The organism is Kribbella amoyensis (assembly GCF_007828865.1).
Taxonomy (GTDB): domain Bacteria; phylum Actinomycetota; class Actinomycetes; order Propionibacteriales; family Kribbellaceae; genus Kribbella; species Kribbella amoyensis.
Genome location: NZ_VIVK01000001.1, coordinates 3491635 through 3510071, shown reverse-complemented (window position 1 = coordinate 3510071; position 18437 = coordinate 3491635). Strand labels below are relative to the sequence as shown.

Genomic DNA, 18437 nt, shown 5'->3' with positions numbered 1-18437 from the left:
GTAACATCCGGCCCATGACCGCCGCCCTGCCGATCCAGCTCGATCGGGCGAGCCCGGTGCCGCTCTACCATCAGCTCGCCGAGCAGCTGACCGCTGCCATCACCGGCGGCACGCTGCGTCCCGGTGATCCGTTCGAGAACGAGATCGCCATGTCGGATCGGCTGAGCCTGTCCCGCCCGACCGTGCGCCGGGCCATCTCCGAGCTCGTGAACCAGGGCCTGCTGGTCCGCCGGCGTGGGATCGGCACCACGGTCGCGAGCCAGATGGTGCACCGCAAGGCCGAGCTGACCAGCCTGTACGAGGACCTGGTCCGCGAGGGGCGCACGCCACGGACAGAGGTGCTCTCGCTGAACTGCGAAGCGCAGGACGACCGGGCGGCCGGCGTCCTGGAGTTGCCGTCGGGGACGCCGTTGGTGGCGGTCGTGCGACTGCGGTACGCGGGCGACATCCCGCTCGCGATCATGCGGAACTGGTTGCCCCCGGCACTCGACGACCTGACCATCGAGCAACTCACCGCCGACGGCCTGTACGCCGTGCTGCGGGCCCGCGGCATCCGCCCGACGGTCGCCCGGCAACGCATCGGCGCCCGCAACGCCACCGCCGAGGAGCGCCGCACCCTGCACATGTCGAAGGCCGAGCCGCTGGTCACGATGACCCGCTCCGCCTATGCCGCCGACGGTGCGCCCGTCGAGTTCGGCGACCACTGCTACCGCGCCGACCAGTACTCCGTGGACGTCGTCGTCAGCGACCGCTGATCCCGCACCCCGGACACCCCGCAAAGCAGAGCGCCGCCCGGGGCTCAGGGCCGGGCGGCGGCTTGCTTGGGTCGTGCTGCTGTGACCGTAGGGGCGGGGCCGGGCGGTGACAAGAGCTCGGCTCGTGGCTGACCGAATTCGGTCAGCCACGAGCTGGTGCTCCAACCATCAGGCCTGGTTGGCCAGCAGGGTCCGGACCAGGCGGAGGCCGACCGAGAGGTGGGCCAGCTCGGGGCCGTCGGTCTCGACGATCTCCTCGAGCATGGTCGCCGCTCTCGACAGGGCCGCCTCGTTCTGGTCCTGCCAGGAGATGACGCGCTCCTCCGGGTCGGCGGTGGCGTCCGTGGCGGCGAGCACCTGGGCGGTGAGCCGGGCGTGGACGGCGTGGAGGTCGTCGCGGAGGGCGGCCCGGGCCATCGTCTGCCAACGGTCGGTCCGCGGCAACGCGATGATGCGCTCCAGGAACCGGCCGAGCTGCAGCCGCTCACCGAGAGCGAAGTGCACCTTCGCCACCTCGAGGATGTCGAGGTCGTCCCGGTCGGCGGTCTCGACGACACCGAGCCCCGCGTACGCCGGCGGCAGGACCGCGATCCGGGTCGCGAACTCCTCCGGCACCCCCTTCGCCACCAGGGCTTCCCGGCGCTGCTCGAACAACGCGAGCTCGCGGCCGCGCAGGACCTCGGGCAGCGCGCTGGTCAGCTTCGCGATCCCGGGCGCGAAGAAGTCGACCAGTTCGGCGATGTCGACCGGGGGCCGCCGGTTGCTGACCAGCCAACGGGTCGCGCGCTCGACCAGGGTGCGGGTCTCCAGCCGCATCCTGGTCTGGGTGTCCGCGTCGACGACGTTGTCCAGGTCGGCGTTGTGGGCGAGCAGTTCGGGCTGGCCGAAGATCCGGCTGGCGGCGAGGTTCGCGCGCACGACGTCCTCGACGGTCCCGCCGGTCTCCAGCGAGAGCCGGTGGAACGCGGTGATCCCGGACGAGTTCACGAACTCGTTCACCACCTGGGTGGTGATGATCTCCCGGCGCAGCTGGTGCGCCTGCATCGGGTCGCCGAACCGCTCCTGGATCACCTGCGGGAAGTAGCTCGCGAGCTTGGCCGCCAGGTAGTCGTCGTCGGGCAGCGAGGTGTTCAGGAGTTCGGCCTCGAGCACGATCTTGGTGTACGCGATCAGCACCGACAGCTCGGGGGACGTCAGCCCCTTGCCCTCGAGCTTGCGGCGCTTGAACTCCGCGATGCTCGGCAGGAACTCCAGTTCGCGGTCGAGCAGGCCCTGCTTCTCCAGCCGGCGGACCCAGTCCTGGTGGACGTGCAGCAACGCGGGCGCCTGCGCGGACGCGTTCGCGAGCGCGATGTTCTGCCGGTAGTTGCTCTTCAGCACCAACTGGGCGACCTCGTCGGTCATCGACGCGATCACGTCGTTGCGCTGCTTCTCGGTCAGGTCGCCGTCGACGACCACCTGGTCCAGCAGGATCTTGATGTTCACCTCGTGGTCGGAGGTGTCCACGCCGGCCACGTTGTCGATGAAGTCGGTGTTGATCCGGCCACCGTGCTGGGCGTACTCGATCCGGCCGAGCTGGGTGAAGCCCAGGTTGCCGCCCTCGCCGACCGCGCGGGCCCGCAGGTCGGACCCGTTGATCCGGATCGGGTCGTTGGCCTTGTCGCCGACGTCGGCGTGCGTCTCGGCCGCGGACTTCACGTACGTACCGATGCCGCCGTTCCAGAACAGGTCGACCGGCGCCTTCAGGATCGCGCTCATCAGCTCGGCCGGGGTCAGCGTCGCCGGGTGGCCCTCGATCCCGAGCGCGTCCCGCACCTCGGTCGAGATCGGGATCGCCTTGTCCGTCCGCGGGAAGACGCCGCCGCCCGCCGAGATCAGCGCGCTGTCGTAGTCCGCCCAGGACGACCGCGGCAGGTCGAACAACCGGCGCCGCTCCGCGAACGAGACGGCCGCGTCCGGGCTGGGGTCGAGGAAGATGTGCCGGTGGTCGAACGCCGCGACCAGCCGGATGTGCTCCGACAGCAGCATCCCGTTGCCGAACACGTCGCCGGACAGGTCGCCGACGCCGACGACGGTGAAGTCGGCGTTCTGGCAGTCGTGGCCCATCTCGCGGAAGTGCCGCTTGACCGACTCCCAGGCGCCCCGCGCGGTGATCCCCATCGCCTTGTGGTCGTACCCGACCGAGCCGCCGGAGGCGAACGCGTCCCCGAGCCAGAACCCGTACTCCTTGGCCACGCCGTTCGCGATGTCGGAGAACGTCGCCGTGCCCTTGTCCGCGGCGACCACCAGGTAGGCGTCGTCGCCGTCGTACCGGACCACGTTGCTCGGGGCAATGATCTCGCCGGCGACGATGTTGTCGGTGATGTCCAGCAGGCCGGAGATGAACGTCTTGTACGACGCCACCCCCTCGGCCAGCCAGGCGTCCCGGTCGACGGCCGGGTCGGGCAGCTGCTTGGCGAAGAACCCGCCCTTGGCGCCGACCGGCACGATCACCGAGTTCTTCACCATCTGCGCCTTGACCAGGCCGAGCACCTCGGTCCGGAAGTCCTCCTGCCGGTCCGACCAGCGCAACCCACCGCGGGCGACGGCGCCGAACCGCAGGTGCACGCCCTCGACCTGCGGCGAGTACACGAAGATCTCGTACGCCGGCCGCGGCTCCGGCAGCTCCGGGATGGCCTTCGGCTCCAGCTTCAGCGAGATGTAGTCGCGCGGCCGGCCGTCCGGGCCGGGCTGGAAGAAGTTCGTCCGCAGGGTCGCCTTCATCACGGTCAGGTAGGACCGCAGGATCCGGTCCTCGTCCAGGCTCTTCACCGTGTCCAGCGCGGCGACGATCTCCTTCTCCAACTGGGCCACCGCGCTCACCCGGGCCGGGTCGTCGGCGGCACCGCGAGCCGGGTCGAAGCTGGTCTCGAACAGCTGCACCAGCAGGCTCGCCACGTCCACGTGGTTGAGGAACGTGGTCTGGATGTAGTCCCGGCTGAACGGCGTCCCGCCCTGCCGGATGTACTTCTGGTACGCCCGCAGGATCGACACCTGCCGCCAGCTGAGGTTGCCCCGCAGGACCAGCGCGTTCAGCTTGTCCGACTCGGCCCGGCCCTCCCAGACGGCCTGGAACGTGTCGGAGAACAGCTTGCGCAGTTCCTCGCGTTCCTCGTACTCGACCGGGGCGCGCAACCCGAAGTCGTAGATGTACGCGGATCCCCCGGCGCGGCGGATCTCGTACGGCCGCTCGTCGATCACCTCGACCCCCATGTGGGTCAGGTGCGGCAGCACGTCGGACAGCGACAGCGCGGACCCGGTCCGGTACACCTTGAACCGGCGCTCGCCCTCCCACTGCTCGTCGATCGGCGTGTAGAGCGACATCGCCAGACCGTCCTCGGTCGGCAGGTCGTCCAGCACCATCACGTCCCGGACCGCGACCCGGGCGTCGAAGTCCTCCTTGTACGCCTCCGGGAAGCCGTCGGCGTACTGGCTGTTCAGCCGGGTCACCGCCCGGTCACCGCCGAGCGCGTGCAGCGCCGCGCCGAAGTCGTCCTGCCAGGAGCGGGCCGCCTCGACCACCTTCTGCTCGAGCAGGTCGGCGTCGTAGCTGCCGACCGTCTCCCCCGCCTTCATCCGGACGACGAAGTGCACGCGGGCCAGGACGGACTCGGACACGGCCGCGGTGTACTCCACCGAGTCGGCGCCGATCGCGTCCTTGAGCAACTGCTGCATCTTCAGCCGGACCGCGGTCGTGTAGCGGTCACGCGGCAGGTAGACCAGGCAGGACAGGTATCGGTTGTAGACGTCGCGCCGGACGAACAGCTTGACCGCGCGCCGCTCCTGCAGGTGCAGCACCGTCTGGACGATCGGCAGCAGGTCCTCCACCGGCGCCTGCAGCAGCTCGTCGCGCGGGTAGGTCTCCAGCACGTCCAGCAGGCCCTTGCCGCTGTGGCTGTTCGCCTCGAAGCCGGTCAGCTTGAACAGCTCGAGCGCCTTGCGCCGCAGCACCGGGACCTGCATGACGCTCTCGGTGTACGCCGTGGAGGAGAGCAGGCCGATGAACCGCCGCTCCCCGACCGGCTCGCCGTTCTCGTCGAACTGCTTCAGCCCGACGTAGTCGAGGTACGCCGACCGGTGCACGGTGGAGCGGGAGTTCGCCTTGGTCAGGATGAGCAGCTTCTTCTCCCGGGCCTTCGCGCTCACCTCGGGCGGGAGCAGGCCGGCGTTCTCGTCCTGCTTCGGGTCCGGCCGGAGGATGCCCAGCCCGGTCCCGGGGACGCCGCGCAGGACGCCCTGGTCACCGCGCATCGAGAACGCGTACTCGCGGTAGCCGAGGAAGGTGAAGTGCTCGTCGGCGAGCCACTCCAGCAGCTCCCGGGCCTCCTCCACCTCGGTCGCGCTGACCGGCAGCTTCGCCGCGTCCAGCTCCTCGGCGATGCCGACGGCCTTCTCGTGCATCTTCGGCCAGTCCTCGACCGCCTCGCGCACGTCGCTCAGCACCTGCTGCAGCGCGCGCTCCAGCTCGCGGTGCTCGGCGGGGTCGGCGATCCGCTCGACCTCCAGGTGCATCCAGCTCTCCCGGACCAGGTCGTGCCCGTCCGCGCTGGCCGCGTCGTCGAGCACCTCCTGCAGGGTGCCGGCCACGTCCCGGCGGACGACGAACTGCGGGTGCACCAGCAGCTGCAGCTCGAGCCCGTGCTCGGTGATCACCATGGCCGCGCTGTCGACCAGGAACGGCATGTCGTCGACGACGATCTCGACCACGGTCCGGCCGTTCGCCGACCAGCCGTGCTCCTCCAGGGTCGGGGTGAAGACGTGCACCTTGGCGGTGCCCTGGGGGCGGGCCATCGCGGATTTGTAGTGGTGCTTCGCGGCACCGAGGCAGTCGGTCGGCTGCCGCTCGGCGACGTCTTCGGCGGCCACGTACCGGTAGTACCGCTCGAGGAAGCTCCGCAGCTTCGCCGGGTCCACCGACTTGTCGTGCCCGTGTGACCCTGCGGCCACGGCCTTCGCGAGAACATCCGCCTTCTGGACGTCCAGCTTGCTCTGCATTCCCCACCGTCTCCACGCGTGACTACGGCGCCGGTTCGCGCCGGGCCGCACGCCCTTGTGCGGTCACTCAGAGACTAGTCCACCTTTGTCACTGGTGTGATGCCGGGACGGTCCTTGCGGGTGCCTGACGGATCACCCGCCGCCGCGACCCAGTCGCAACGCCAGCGCGGGACAGGCGAGCACGGCCCGGCGGGCGTTCGGCACCTCGTCGGCGTCGATCCCGCGGCCCCGCAGGACGGGGAATCCCCACTCGTCCAGCGCCACGTCGTCCGGCAGCAAGGTCGCGCAGAGCCCGTGCCCGTCGCACCTCGTCCAGTCGATCTCCAGCTTAGCCACGGGAAGCCTCCGGGGACGAAGTGACGGGCAGGACACCCAGTACCGGACGCCCGCAGCTCCCGGTCCGCAGGTGCAGGCGCAGGTCCTCGGCGAAGATCCCGAGCGCGGACGTCAGGAACCGGGCCGAGCCGTCGGGGTGTGCGCAAGCACCACGACCCGGTACCAGTCCGAGGTGGCGTTGTGCGTCGTGCCAGCCGGCCTGGTCGCCGCGCAACAGCCGGCCGAAGTCGTCGGCGAGTGACCCCAGTCCGAGGACACACGGGCCGCACTGCCCCGCCGACTGGGCCGCGAGCCACCCGGCCACGCGGTGGACCTCGCCGAGTGGGCAGGTCTCCGGCCCGAGGGCGAGGACGATGCCGGTCGAGCTCTCCGGCCGGTTCAGCAGGACGCCGTCGGTTCGCGGCAGCCAGCGGCCGTGGTAGCCACCGAGCAGGACCGGACCCGGCTCCGCACCCGCGAACCGCAGGACCGCGTCGAGCGGGATCCCGGTCGGGGTCTCGACGACGCCCGGGCGCTCGACCGCGCCGGAGACGGTCAGCAACTGCGTCCCCGGCTCGGACGCGATCCCGGTGGCCGCGAATGCGCGGGCCCCGAGACGCGCGAGGACGGCGAACTGGGCGAAGGTCTCCACGTTCGACAGGAACGTCGGGCGCTGCTGGTAGCCCTTCCGGGTCGGCAGGATCCGGCGGCCAGGCGGTACCGCGCGGCCGCCGTCGAGCGAGTTGAGGACGGCCCGGGCCTCGCCGGCGACGAAGCGCCCAGGAGTGTCGTGGACGTGGATCTCCAGAGTGGCGGGGCCCCGTTCGCCGATCGCGGCGCGGACGGAGGCGGCGGCGTGCGCGTCGTGGACCGCGATGAGCAGCCTGCGGGCACCGAGCGCGTTGGCGAGTGCGGTGGCGCCGTCGAGAACCAGGTGCGGCGACTGGATCAGGAGGAGCCGGTCCTTGAGACTCAGCGGCTCACTCTCCGAGCCGTTGACGACGACGGTCTCGGCACCGCTCGCCGGGAGGTCCGCCAGCTTGAGCGCGACCGGGAAGCCGGCGCCACCGCGTCCCCGCAGGCCGACGGCCTCGGCGAGTTCGGTACACGCCTCGCGATTGAGCTCCGGCTGCGGACCGTGGATCCACAGGTGCCGCTGGAGGTCCACGCGTCCGCCGTCGAGGCCGGCGAGCACCCTTGCTTCGCCGATGACGCGGACGTGGGGTTCTGCTTGCAGGGTGGTCATCGGCTTCTCCCGGCCCGGGCGAGGTTGAGCGGAGTACCGGATCGGTCCGCGTGGCGCTTGAGCCGGACCGAGGCGGAGGTGGCGACCGCGGCGAGGCAGCCGAGGGTGATGGCGAGCATCCACGGCGTACCGCGGTCCGTCCCGGCCAGCAGGCTGTGGCCGATGGACAGCAGCCAGCCGACGGCCGCGGCGACGTGGATCGTGCGCCAGTGCTTGGTGAACGCCTCGGACCGAGCCAGCCGGCCCCGTGCCGCACCGACGACGGCAGCGAGGACCACGCCGTACAGGGCGAGGACTCCGACGAAGACGGCGAACGGGCGGTACCCCGAGGTGAACGGGAGGACCAGGACCGAGGCGCCGATGTCCACGTGGCCGTCGGTGAGTACCGCGATGACGTGGGCGGCGAGCAGGACCAGGCCGGTGACCGACGCGGAGCGGTGGACGTACTGCAGCCAGAACCGTTGTTCCGGTCGCCGTCCACCGGCCGCGAGCAGGCCGAGGCAAGCCGCGAGGGTGAACAGCACCAACGCCATCACCCCGGCCGCGCGAGCCAGGTACCACAGGGTCATCAGGCGGCCCTGCTTGCCGCGGGCCAGCCGGCCAGCTCCTTGACCTCGCCGTCCTCACCGACGAGTCGCGCCGGGTAACCGGCCAGCGTGAGGCGGCCGACCGCGGCCTCCCCGGTGGCGACGAGCGCGGTACTGAAGGTGTTGGCGCGGACCGCGGTGGGCGCCCAGACGGAGGCGGTTCGGTACGGGCCTTCCGCGGGTCGTCCGGTCCGCGGGTCGATCACGTGGTGCGCGGAGCCGTCCACGGTCTCCCACCGACGGGCGAGCCGGGTGGAAGTGGTGAGGCCGCCGTGCGCGAGCGTCACGGCGACTGCGGGATCACCTTGGCGCTCGGCGACCTCGATGACCCAGGGCGCGGCCGGTTCGCCGGCGGCCCGGAGGTCGCCGCCGATCTCGACCAGGACCGCGCAGCCGTGCCGCTTGCTGAGCACCAGGGCGGCCCGGTCCGCGGTCCACGCCTTCGCCGTCGCTCCGAGGTCGAGCGCGGTCTCCGCCGGAACGCCGATCAGCGCGAGCTTGCGGTTGAGCTGGACCTGTTGCCAGCCGGGGATCACTGGCGGCGGCGCCGTCGGACGCGGCGCGCGCCGGCGGACCACGTCGATGTCCTGGTCGTAGCCCGCGGCAACGACCGCGGCCCCGACCGTCGGGTCAACGGCGCCGCCGCTCATCGAGGCGGCGACCAGGCTGACGTCGACGAGGTCGACGAGCAACCGGGAGACCGGCACCATCGCACCGGCCCGCTGGTTGACCGCGGACAGCTCGGAGTCGGGCCGGAACCGGCTGGCGGCCTTGTCGACGCGATCCATCAACGCCTTCAGCGCACCACAGGCGGCACCGAGGACGGCGGGGTCGTCGACCGTGAGGCGTACCGTGCAGCTCCACGCGGTCCACGTGCGGGAGGCGGTCATGAGCCGTGACTCCCGCCCTGCACCGGCGACCCCTGCTGGGCCTGACCGAGCCCGCTGCCCTGATCGCTGCCCTGGTTGCTGCTGGAACCGCCGTTGTCGTCACTCGTACCGCCCGAGCCGTCACTGCTCCAGCTGTCACCGCTGGAGCTGGTGCCGGACGAGCCGGAGCCGGTGGTGGGCTGGCGGGCGGACAGCACCGCGACGGCCAGGCCCGTGCTGCCGATGCCGAGCACCGCGGTGGCGACGCCTGCGGCCCCCGCGCGGCGCAGCCAGCGGGTGCGGTCCGGGTGAGGATCGAACGCATCTGAGGTGACCATGCCGGAAGCTTCCCGGTGACCGCCTCAGCCGCACGCCAAGAGAACGTCAAGCCACGGTCAAGTCCTGCTGAAACTCTGCTGAGAGCCGCTCTCAGCAGCTGCCGCGGACCTCCGGCGGGCAGTTGGTCCGCTCGTGCTCGGCGATCGCGTCGACCACCTCGTCGGACAGCTCACCGAGCACGGCCATCCGGTCCCGGCCGAGCACGTCGACGAACAGCTCGCGGACCCGGGCGGCGTGCACCGGCGCGCAGGACCGGATCACGTCCAGGCCCTGCTCGGTGATGGCGATCTCCGGGTACCGCGCGTCGCAGGCGACCTTGGCGATCAGGCCGCGCTTCTCCATCCGGCTGAGGTGGTGCGACATCCGGCTCTTCTCCCACTGGGTCGCCTCGCCCAGTTCGAACGCGCGCATCCGGCCGGTCTCGGACTCGGACAGGTTGACCAGGATCTCGAAGTCCGGTGCGGACAGCCCGAACTCGCGCTGCAGGTGCCGGGTCAGGTGGGTCTCCAGCGTCTTGCGCATCAGCAGGTAGCTGCGCCAGGCCTTCTGCTCGTCCTCGTCGAGCCACGGTTCGTTCGCCACGCCGCCATCCTACCTGGCCGGGTTGACGCATCAACCCGACCAGGTGCAAGGGCCTACCGAAGCCGGTGGCCGCGCGTCAGCAGGACCAGGGCCGCGCCGGCGGCGACCAGGCCGAGCGCGAGCAGCAGCAGGGTCAGGTCGACCTGACTGCCGGTGTCGGGAAGCGGGTCGTCGGAGCCGGGCGGGACCGGGCGATCCGGTGGTGGCGGGGTGACCCGGACCGTGACCGAGCTGGTGTTGTCGGCCTGGTCGGGATCCGGGGTGGTCGACCGGACCGACGAGGTGTTCGTCAGCAAGGTCCCGAGGTACGTCGCGTCGACGGTCACCGTGATCTTCACCCGGACCGTCTTGCCTGGATCGATGCGGCCCACGTCGCACGAGAGCGTCCGCTCCTGCAACGTGCAGCCCCGGGGCGTACCAGCGAGCCGGACGCCGTCGGGCAGGTTGTCGGTGACCGTGACTCCGGCCGCCGACGACGGACCCGCGTTCCGGACGGCGAGGTCGTACGTCAGGTTGTGGCCGGCGACAACGGACGACGCCGACGCGGCCTTGCGGAGGCCGAGGTTCGCCGCCTGGGTGGTCCGGCCGGTCGCCTTCGCCTCGTTGTTCGCGATCACCGGGTCCGAGGTCGCCGCGCCGACCCGGGCGATGTTCTCCAGTTGGCCGGAGAACCCGGGCGCCACGGTCGCCGTGATCGTGACGGTGAGCGTCGCCCCTTCGGCGAGCAGCGCCCTCCCACACTCCACCACGCCGGCCTCGGGCGCATCACCGGAACTCGACCCGATCGGCGGCCGCAGGACACACGTGACCCCGGCGGGAGCCACGGTGCTCACCTTGGTCAGACCACGCGGCAACTCGTCGGTGACCATCACGTCGCGGGCATCGGACGGGCCGTTGTTCCGCACTACCAGCGTGTACTTCACAGTGCGGCCGGACACCGGGGCCGCCGGGGTCATCGCCTTCGTGATCGCCAGGTCGGCCAAGGCCGTCACCGGCGACTCCACCGTGCCGGCGTTGTTCTTCGGATCCGGGTCCGGCGTGCTCGACGAGGCGGTCGCGGTGTTGGTCACCGAGGCGCCGTCGTACCCGGAGGCCAGCCGGACCGTGACCGTGACGATCGTCTGCCCGATCGGCAGGTCACCGAGCGCACAGCGGACGACGCCGCCGTCGTCGGCCGGGCACGGTGTCCCTCCCGCCGACGCGGAGACCACCGTCAGGCCCGCGGGCATCCGGTCCGTGATGACGACGGAGCGGGCCGTCGCCGGGCCGGCGTTCGCCACCACGATCGCGTACTCGAACGTGCTGCCCGGTGTGACGCCTGCGGGATCGGACTGCTTGGTGACGCTGACGTCCGCCTCGGTCCGGACCGGGATCGTCACGGTCGAGCTGTTGTTGCTCTCGTCCGGGTCGGTCACCGGCGAAGCAGCCGTCGCGGTGTTCGCCAGCGAGGTCCCGCGGAACCCCGGATCCAGGCCCGCCGCGATCTTCACGGTCGTGGTCCCGCCGGCGGCGATCGTCCTGAGCGCGCACCGGACATCCTGGCCGGTCGTGGTGCACTGGCCCTGGCCCGCGTCGGTCTCGGTGATCGTCAGCCCGGCCGGCAGCGAGTCGGCCAGCTGGACCGCGGTGGCATCCGACGGCCCGTGGTTGACGACCGTCAAGCGGTAGATCACCCCGTTCCCCGCGACCGCGGAGGACTCGTCGCTGGTCTTGATCACTTCGACGTCGGCCATCCGCTCGACCTCGGTGGTGATCGTGTCCTCGTTGTTCGAAGGATCGGGATCAGGTGTCGTACTGGTCACGTTGCCGGTGTTGGTCACGTTCGCGGTCTGCGCCGCGGCAACGGCGACGCGGATCACGACCACCGCGGTACCGTCCGGACCGACAGCGCCCAGCGTGCAGCTCACCGAGGACCCGGAGACGGTGCAGGTACCGTCCGCGCTGGTTGCCCCGAGCAGCGAAACTCCGGACGGCAGCTCGTCGGCGATCTTCACGCCCTGCGCGGTGGACGGGCCGTCGTTGCGAACCGTCAACGTGTAAAGGCCTTCCGCACCGGCGACCAGCGGCGACGGCTTCACCGATTTCGTGATGGACACGTCGGCGGAGGCGCTCACCGTCGTCTCGGCCGAGGCGGCGTTGTTGCCGTCGAGCGGGTCCGGTGTCCGCGAGCTGACGGTCGCGGTGTTCGTCAGCTTCCCGGCGGGCTGGTGGGGTGCGACCTTCACCACGACGGTGACCTCCGCATCGTCCTCCGGCGCCAGGGTGCCGACGGGACAGGTCACCACGGGCTCGGACCCGGACGGGTCCTGGGTACAGGCGCCCGCCGGACCAGTGCCGCGGACGAACGTGGTCCCGGCCGGCAGGGTGTCGCTGACGAATCCGTCCACGGCGTCCGACGGACCGGCGTTGCGGACCGTCAGGCGGTAGGTCAGCTCGTTGCCAGCGACAACTGTCTCCGGCGCCACCTTGGTCAGCGCCAGGTCCGCCTGCGCGGTGACCGTGCTGGTCCCGGTCGAGGTGTTGTCCGAGATGGTCGGGTCCGTCGGTGTCCGGGATTCGACGGTCGCGGTGTTCGCGAGCTCGCCGGGCTTGGCGGACGGGGACACCGTCCCGGTCACCGTGACCACGATGCTCTCCCCGGCGGCCAGGGTCACGGCCGTACAGCGCACACTGCCGCCGGCGTCGGTACAGACGGCGCCGCCGGTCGCGGAGGCGGACACGTCCGTCACCGCCTCCGGCACGTCGTCCGTGATGGTGACGCCCTGCGCATCGGAGGGACCCGCGTTCGTCGCCGTCAGCTTGTAGGTGATGCTCCGGCCGGCGACCACCGGGTCAGGGCTGACCGTCTTGGTCAGCTTGAGATTCGCCTGCGCATCTGTGGTCAGCGTGTACGTCGCGGAGTTGTTGTCCGGCTCCGGGTCGGACGTGGGCGAGGAGACCGTGGCCGTGTTGTCCACGCCGTCCGGTGGCGTACCGGACGGGACGTTCGCCACCACGGTCACCGCGACAACGGCACCCGGCGCCACTCTTCCGACCGCGCACGTCACCGTGCTGTCTGCCTCGGTACAGCTCCCCTGTGACGATTCCGCCGACGCGTACCGGAGCGGAGCCGGTACCGGGTCGGTCACCTTCACGGACTGCGCCGCGGAGGGGCCGTTGTTGGTCACGGTGAGCGTGTACGTCACCGGGCGCCCGGCCTGAACCGGTACGGGCTGGGCGGTCTTGGTGATGGCCAGGTCAGCGCTGCCGGTCACCGGGTCCGTGGTCCGGCCCGTGTTGTTGTCCGGGTCGGGGTCACTCGTAGAACTGCTCGCCGTGGCCGCGTTGGTGATCGGCGCCGTCGCGGTCGGGTCCACTGTCGCGTTCACCGTCACGGTGGCCGTCGAACCCGTGGTCAGATCGCCGATCGCACAGCGGATCGCACCCTGGTTCACCGTGCAGGATCCGGCCGAGGTCTCGGCGGCGACCGCGGTCAGTGAGGCCGGTACATCGTCGGCCAGCTGGACCGAACGGGCGTCCGAGGGACCGTCGTTCCGGACCGTGACCTGGTACGTCACCGGCTGCCCGGCGACGACCGGCTTGGTGACCGTCTTCTTGGTGACGACCAGGTCCGCCGTCGGGGCGCTCGGCGTCACGGTGGTCTTGCCGGTGTTGTTCGCCGGGTCCGGATCGGGCGTCTCGCTCGCGACCTTGGCCGCGTTCGTCAGCGGGCCACCCTGGTACCCGGAGTCGAGCGTCGCCGTGACCCGGACCACCAGGGTCGCCCCACTGGCCAGCCGGGCTGCGGTACAGCTCACGTCCTGGCCGGCGGTCGTACAGCTCGCGGCCGGTTGGACAGAGGTGATCGTCAGACCTGCGGGGAGGGTGTCCGCGATCCGTACCTGCTCGGCGTCGGAGGGTCCCACGTTCTTTGCCGTGAGGGTGTAGGTGACCGACTCGCCCGGCGCTGGGCGCTCCGGTGACACGGACTTGGCCAGGGAGAGGTCGGCGGAGCGGGTCACCTTCGTGGTGACCGAGGCGCTGTCGTTGTCCGGGTTCGGGTCCGAGGTGGAGGTGGTGACCGTGGCGACGTTCGTCAGCCCGGTCGCGGTACTCGCCGACGAGACCCGGACCACGATCTTCACCGTGACGGTCGCGCCGGCCGCGACGGTCCCGAGGGCGCACTCGACGGTGGACGGCGGACAGGTGCCCTGCGCGGGATCGGCCGAGACCAGCTCGACGCCGTCGGGCAGCGTGTCCTTGACGGTGACGTCCCGGGCCGGGCTCGGACCGTTGTTCCGGGCAACCAACGTGTACGTGAGGTTGCCGCCGGCCGGGACCGGATCCGGTGTACCCGTCTTCGTCAGCGCCAGGTCCGCCTGGGCCGCCACCGGCGTGAGCACCTCGTCGGTGCGGTAGGTGTACGGCTTGTTCAGTGTCTCCGCCGTGTAGTCCAGCAGCCCCGTGTTCGCCAGGGTCGTCCCCGCGGACGCCGCGTCGACGGTGACCCGGAATCGGACCGTACTCTCCCGGCCCTTCGCCAGGCGGCCACCCACTCTCCCGTTCGCACCAGGCCCGATCCGGAACACCACCGCGCGCGAACCCGCGTCGTACTCCGCCTGGTCGTCACCGGCCGCGTCGGTCTTCCCACCAGCGGCCGTCCCCGACACCACCGACAGCGACCCGGGCACGTAGCTGGTGTTCGCCGGCAGCGCGTCGCGGACCATGGACCGGAGCGCGTCGTCGTCGCCGGTGTTGGCGAAACTCATCGTGTACTCGAGGGTGTCGCCCACCTTGGCCGGTTCGTTCCCGGCCAGGTTCCGGACGGTCTTGGTGCCGTGGATCGCCGGCGCGTAGAGGTCGATCTGGGTGGTCAGCGCGGCCGGGTAGTACACGTCGCCGGTACTGGCGAAGGTGAGCTGCGCACTGGTCGAGCTGTTCGGCAGGATCCCCGCGGCGTCGACCACCTTCGCGTCCATCCCGAGGGTGTTCAGGCTGGCCGGGTTACGGTCGGTCAGGTTCGCGCCGCCGTCGGTGATCCGGCTGCCGTAGAAGTTCGCCGACGGGCTCTCGGCGTCGGCGAGCCGGGTGCCGTTGACCGCGAAGTAGTCACCGGTGACGCCGGCGTCGCCCTCGTAGGTGACACTGCCGAACCGGGCGTTGACCGCGCCGCTCGGCGGAGCCAGGAAGCCGGCGATCTCGGTCCGGGCCACCTCGCCGCTGGTCACCCGGGCGTACCCGGTGAACACGGTGAGATCGCGCAACGGCTCGTTCGCCTGCTCGTAGGCGATCACCAGGCTCCACCCGGCGTACCGGTCGGCGCCCGTCCCGGTCGGTACGTCGGCGCCCCAGTACTGCCCGTTGCCCGACGCCCGCACCCGGTCCGTGACGTCGAGGTAGGACGAGTAGTCGTTCTTCGAACCCGCGTTCAGCAGGTCGGTCCGGCTCGCGGTCACCGTCTCGTACGCCGACTGCCCCGGCCGCCGGAGCTTCATCGTGGTGCCGTCGTCGGGTGACGAGGTGCCGCCCTTGCCCGCGCCCCGGGCCGCACCCCAGAACAGGCCGGCGTACAGGACCTTCGCACCGGGCGGCAGGTTCATCGTCGCCGCCGAGGACGACTGGGTCGACGAGTCCGAGTCGGCGTCGAGCAGTTGCATCGTCCACGAGTTGTTGTTCGCGTCGGCCGAACCACCGGCCAGGGCCGCGCGGCACCCGGCGTCGGCCGTGTCGCAGGTCAGCAGGGTGTTGCCGGTGATCCGGATCGCGCCGTTGGTCTGGGCGCCGAACACCTTCTCGAAGGGCCGGACCGTCTCCGCCCGGGCCGGCTGCTGGACCACCGTCCCAGGCACCAGCACGAGCAGCAGGCCGATGAGCAGCCCGACGCCCCGATTCCGTCGATTCCCGGCGCGTGACAGCAGCCCAGCGGCCATCCGAAGTCCCCGTTTCCGGCACCTGTCGGCAAGGCACCCGAACCTGCATACCACGGCCGACTTCACTCAGTGATCAAGCAAGTACGGTGCGTACCGTTACAGTTTCCCGGATTCGGCCGCCCGGTCAGAACGACGGGAGCGTCAACTCCACCGAGTTGCGGTGGATGCCGAGCCGGCCGCCCGCGCTCTCGGTGACCTGGCGGGCGATGTCGAGGCCGAGACCGGTCGAACCCCGGTCGCTGCGGCCGCGTTCCCCGGCGCCGAGCGGGATCCCGGGTCCCTCGTCGGCGACCACGATCCGCACCTCGGCGTCGGCGTGGGTGAGCGTGATCCGGGCCGGGGTGCCGTCGGGCGTGTGCGCGACGACGTTCTCCACCAAGGCGTCGAGGGCGGCGGCCAGGTCCTCGGACGCGGCGCGGATCTCGGCGGCGGATTCGGGCAGGTCGAGGGTGAGTTCGCGGCCCTGGTCCTCGAACAGCGGGGCCCAGAACGCGGCCCGCTGCCGGATCACCTCGACCGCGTCGGACCGCGGGACCCGGCCCTCGCGCTGTGGTCGGCGGGCGGCCCTGATCACCGCGGTGAGCGTGCGTTCCAGAGCGGTGACCTGGGTGTTCAGCTCCTCGGCACGATCCCGGTCGGGCAGTGCCTCGACCTGGAGCCGGAGGGCGGTGAGCGGGGTCCGGAGCCGGTGCGAGAGATCGGCGACCGCCTCGCGTTCGACCGCGATCACCTCGTCGATGCGGTCGGCGAGACCGTTGAGCGCGGCACCGACCTGGGCGACCTCGGCCGGTCCGGTCGTGGGGGCGCGCGCATCCATGTCACCGCGGGCCAAGCGTTCCGCGGTTCGCGCGGTCTCCTCGAGCGGACGGGCCAGCCGGCGCGAGACGAGTTCGGCGCCGACGATGCTGAGGATCAGGACGAGCGCGCTGCCCGCGGCCAGGACGACCAGCTGCGGCACCAGCCCGTCGTACAACTGCTGGGTGGTGAGGAAGAGACAGACCGCCGCGGGCCCCCTGATCGTGCCGACCACCACTTCGGTCGCCTTGCCACCGTCGAGCGACCGGACCGTCGCGGCCGCCACCTTCGGCGGTCCCCGGTGCTCGTCGCCGTCGTCATCGCCGTACCCGCCGGGGTTGCCCTTCGGTGCGCCGACTCCCCCGGGAGGCGGGTCGCCGAGGGTGGTGTCGCTGGGCAGCAGGACCGAGATCCGGCCGGGCCCGTTCCCGCTGACCTCGACGATGTACGCGCGGATCTCGTCGGTCGTACGGTTCTTGTCGCCCACGTAGTACGCGATTCCCTCGGCGCGGACCGAGGCCTTCTCCAGTGCGTCGTCGATCGCGGCGTTGCGCAGCAGGATCGCCAGTGGGATGGCGAAAGCGAGAACGACCAACGTGGTCATCCCCACCGACAACAGCAGGATCCGGCGACGCATGTCAGCCGCCCTCGGGTGCTGCGAGCTTCACCCCGACACCGCGAACGCTGTGCAGGTATCGCGGGTGCGCTGCGGTCTCACCGAGCTTCCGGCGCAACCAGGAGAGGTGGACGTCGACCGTGCGGTCTCCGCCTCCCCAGGGCAGCCCCCACACCTCGGCCAGCAGTTCCCGCTTGGTCACCACGGCACCGGGCCGACGGGACAACGCCAGCAGCAGGTCGAACTCCTTGCGGGTCAGGTCCACCGGCTTGCCGTCCACGGTGACCTCCCGGCTGCGCGGATCGATCTCCAGCGCCCCGAGGCTCACCACCTCGTGCTGCTGATCGGTACCGAGCCGACGCAGTACCGCGCGGATCCGGGCGTCCAGCTGAGCGGAGCTGAACGGCTTGATCACGTAGTCGTCCGCGCCCGCGTCGAGCAACCGGACCATGCTCGCGTCGTCGTCGCGGGCGGTGGTGACGATGACCGGTACGTCGCTGACGGCGCGCACCATGGCGAGTACGTCCCGGCCGTCGAGGTCGGGCAGTCCCAGGTCGAGCAGGAGTACGTCGGGCCGGTCCCGCGCGACCGCAGCGACCCCTTCGGCTCCACCGGCGAGGGCCGTGACGACATGCCCGGCCGCCGTGAGCGCCTTGCTCAGCGACGTCCGGATCGCGTCGTCGTCCTCGACCAGCAGTACCCGCGCCATGTCCCGAGCGTAGGCGGTCGGGCCCTGGTCAGCCCGACGGCAGCGCCCGCGGCGGCTTCAGCCCGGTAGTGCGCAGCTCCAGCTCGGCCAGTCGCCCGATCACCTCGGCATCGCCTTCGCGCCAGGCGGTGACCGGGTCGTCGGAGATCTTGGCCAGCTGGTGCATCGGCTGGTTCGCCATCGCCCGCAACGCGAACAGGTCCAGGTCGGCCGCGCTGTCGATGAACTTCTGCGCCGCCGTCGCCCGCCGGGAGAACCGGATCCGCCGCGGCAACCAGATCAGCACCGCGAACAACACCGGCAACCCGATCGTCACCGCGGCCAGCAGATACGCGAGCTGCTCCACGGCGTGCGCCTGATCCCGCCCGGCCTGCGCCAACCGCGCCGCCGCTCCCGCGGCCCCGTCGATCGGCGCGCGCAGCTCGTCCCCGACCGCGGGCACCTTCCCCACCGGCTCCGACATGCTCCGCAGATCCCCGGCCAGCCCGTCCCCCGCCTCGGCCGCCTTCCGCCCCGGAGCCCCGAGCGCGTTCGTGATCCGGAAGACCGCCAGCCCGAGCGCGGTACAGAAGAGCACCCACCCGACCAGCAGAAGATCCCCCAGCACCTGCCCGAACCGCTGCGCCCCGACCTCGGAGTAGACCTTCACACCCACACCCTTCCCTAGCCCACCCCCAGCGT

Annotated in this window: 12 protein-coding genes; 1 reads left to right on the top strand and 11 read right to left on the bottom strand. The window is 71.3% G+C overall.

Going from position 1 to position 18437, the window contains the following annotated elements:
• Window positions 1–14: 14 nt before the first annotated feature.
• Window positions 15–755, top strand: coding sequence for a GntR family transcriptional regulator (locus FB561_RS16630; RefSeq protein ID WP_145807689.1), 741 nt, complete (start codon window positions 15–17; stop codon window positions 753–755).
• 168 nt (window positions 756–923) lie between these two features.
• Here FB561_RS16630 and FB561_RS16625 read toward each other — a convergent pair whose 3' ends face one another.
• From FB561_RS16625 to FB561_RS16575, 11 genes are all read right to left on the bottom strand, one after another.
• Window positions 924–5789 carry an NAD-glutamate dehydrogenase gene (locus FB561_RS16625; RefSeq protein ID WP_145807687.1) on the bottom strand — a complete coding sequence of 1622 codons (4866 nt, stop codon included), beginning with the start codon at window positions 5787–5789 and terminating at the stop codon, window positions 924–926.
• A 132-nt stretch (window positions 5790–5921) separates the two neighbouring features.
• Window positions 5922–6125: a ferredoxin gene (locus tag FB561_RS16620; protein WP_145807686.1), complete on the bottom strand. Its 204-nt coding sequence runs from the start codon at window positions 6123–6125 to the stop codon at window positions 5922–5924.
• Window positions 6118–7350 carry an NADH-ubiquinone oxidoreductase-F iron-sulfur binding region domain-containing protein gene (locus FB561_RS16615; RefSeq protein WP_145807683.1) on the bottom strand — a complete coding sequence of 411 codons (1233 nt, stop codon included), beginning with the start codon at window positions 7348–7350 and terminating at the stop codon, window positions 6118–6120. Before FB561_RS16615 ends, FB561_RS16620 begins: the two co-directional genes overlap by 8 nt.
• The gene (locus tag FB561_RS16610) at window positions 7347–7919 is read right to left on the bottom strand and encodes a ferric reductase-like transmembrane domain-containing protein (RefSeq protein WP_145807679.1); all 573 of its coding nucleotides are present in this window, start codon (window positions 7917–7919) and stop codon (window positions 7347–7349) included. The genes FB561_RS16615 and FB561_RS16610 overlap by 4 nt, the downstream gene beginning before the upstream one ends.
• Window positions 7919–8827, bottom strand: coding sequence for an FAD:protein FMN transferase (locus tag FB561_RS16605; RefSeq protein ID WP_145807677.1), 909 nt, complete (start codon window positions 8825–8827; stop codon window positions 7919–7921). Before FB561_RS16605 ends, FB561_RS16610 begins: the two co-directional genes overlap by 1 nt.
• Complete coding sequence (locus FB561_RS16600; RefSeq protein ID WP_145807675.1) at window positions 8824–9144, bottom strand: hypothetical protein; 321 nt, start codon at window positions 9142–9144, stop codon at window positions 8824–8826. The genes FB561_RS16605 and FB561_RS16600 overlap by 4 nt, the downstream gene beginning before the upstream one ends.
• 91 nt (window positions 9145–9235) lie before the next feature.
• Window positions 9236–9727: a MarR family winged helix-turn-helix transcriptional regulator gene (locus FB561_RS16595; RefSeq protein ID WP_145807673.1), complete on the bottom strand. Its 492-nt coding sequence runs from the start codon at window positions 9725–9727 to the stop codon at window positions 9236–9238.
• 53 nt (window positions 9728–9780) lie between these two features.
• Entirely contained in the window at window positions 9781–15636 is a 5856-nt protein-coding gene (locus FB561_RS16590; protein WP_145807671.1) for a DUF7507 domain-containing protein, read from the bottom strand.
• Between the two features lie 124 nt (window positions 15637–15760).
• Window positions 15761–17068 (bottom strand): sensor histidine kinase, encoded by a 1308-nt coding sequence (locus FB561_RS16585; protein ID WP_145807669.1) that lies wholly within the window; start codon window positions 17066–17068, stop codon window positions 15761–15763.
• Between the two features lies 1 nt (window position 17069).
• Window positions 17070–17756, bottom strand: a complete 687-nt coding sequence (locus FB561_RS16580; protein ID WP_145807667.1) for a response regulator transcription factor — start codon at window positions 17754–17756, stop codon at window positions 17070–17072.
• 28 nt (window positions 17757–17784) lie between these two features.
• Complete coding sequence (locus FB561_RS16575; protein ID WP_145807665.1) at window positions 17785–18405, bottom strand: hypothetical protein; 621 nt, start codon at window positions 18403–18405, stop codon at window positions 17785–17787.
• Between the last annotated feature and the right edge of the window lie 32 nt (window positions 18406–18437).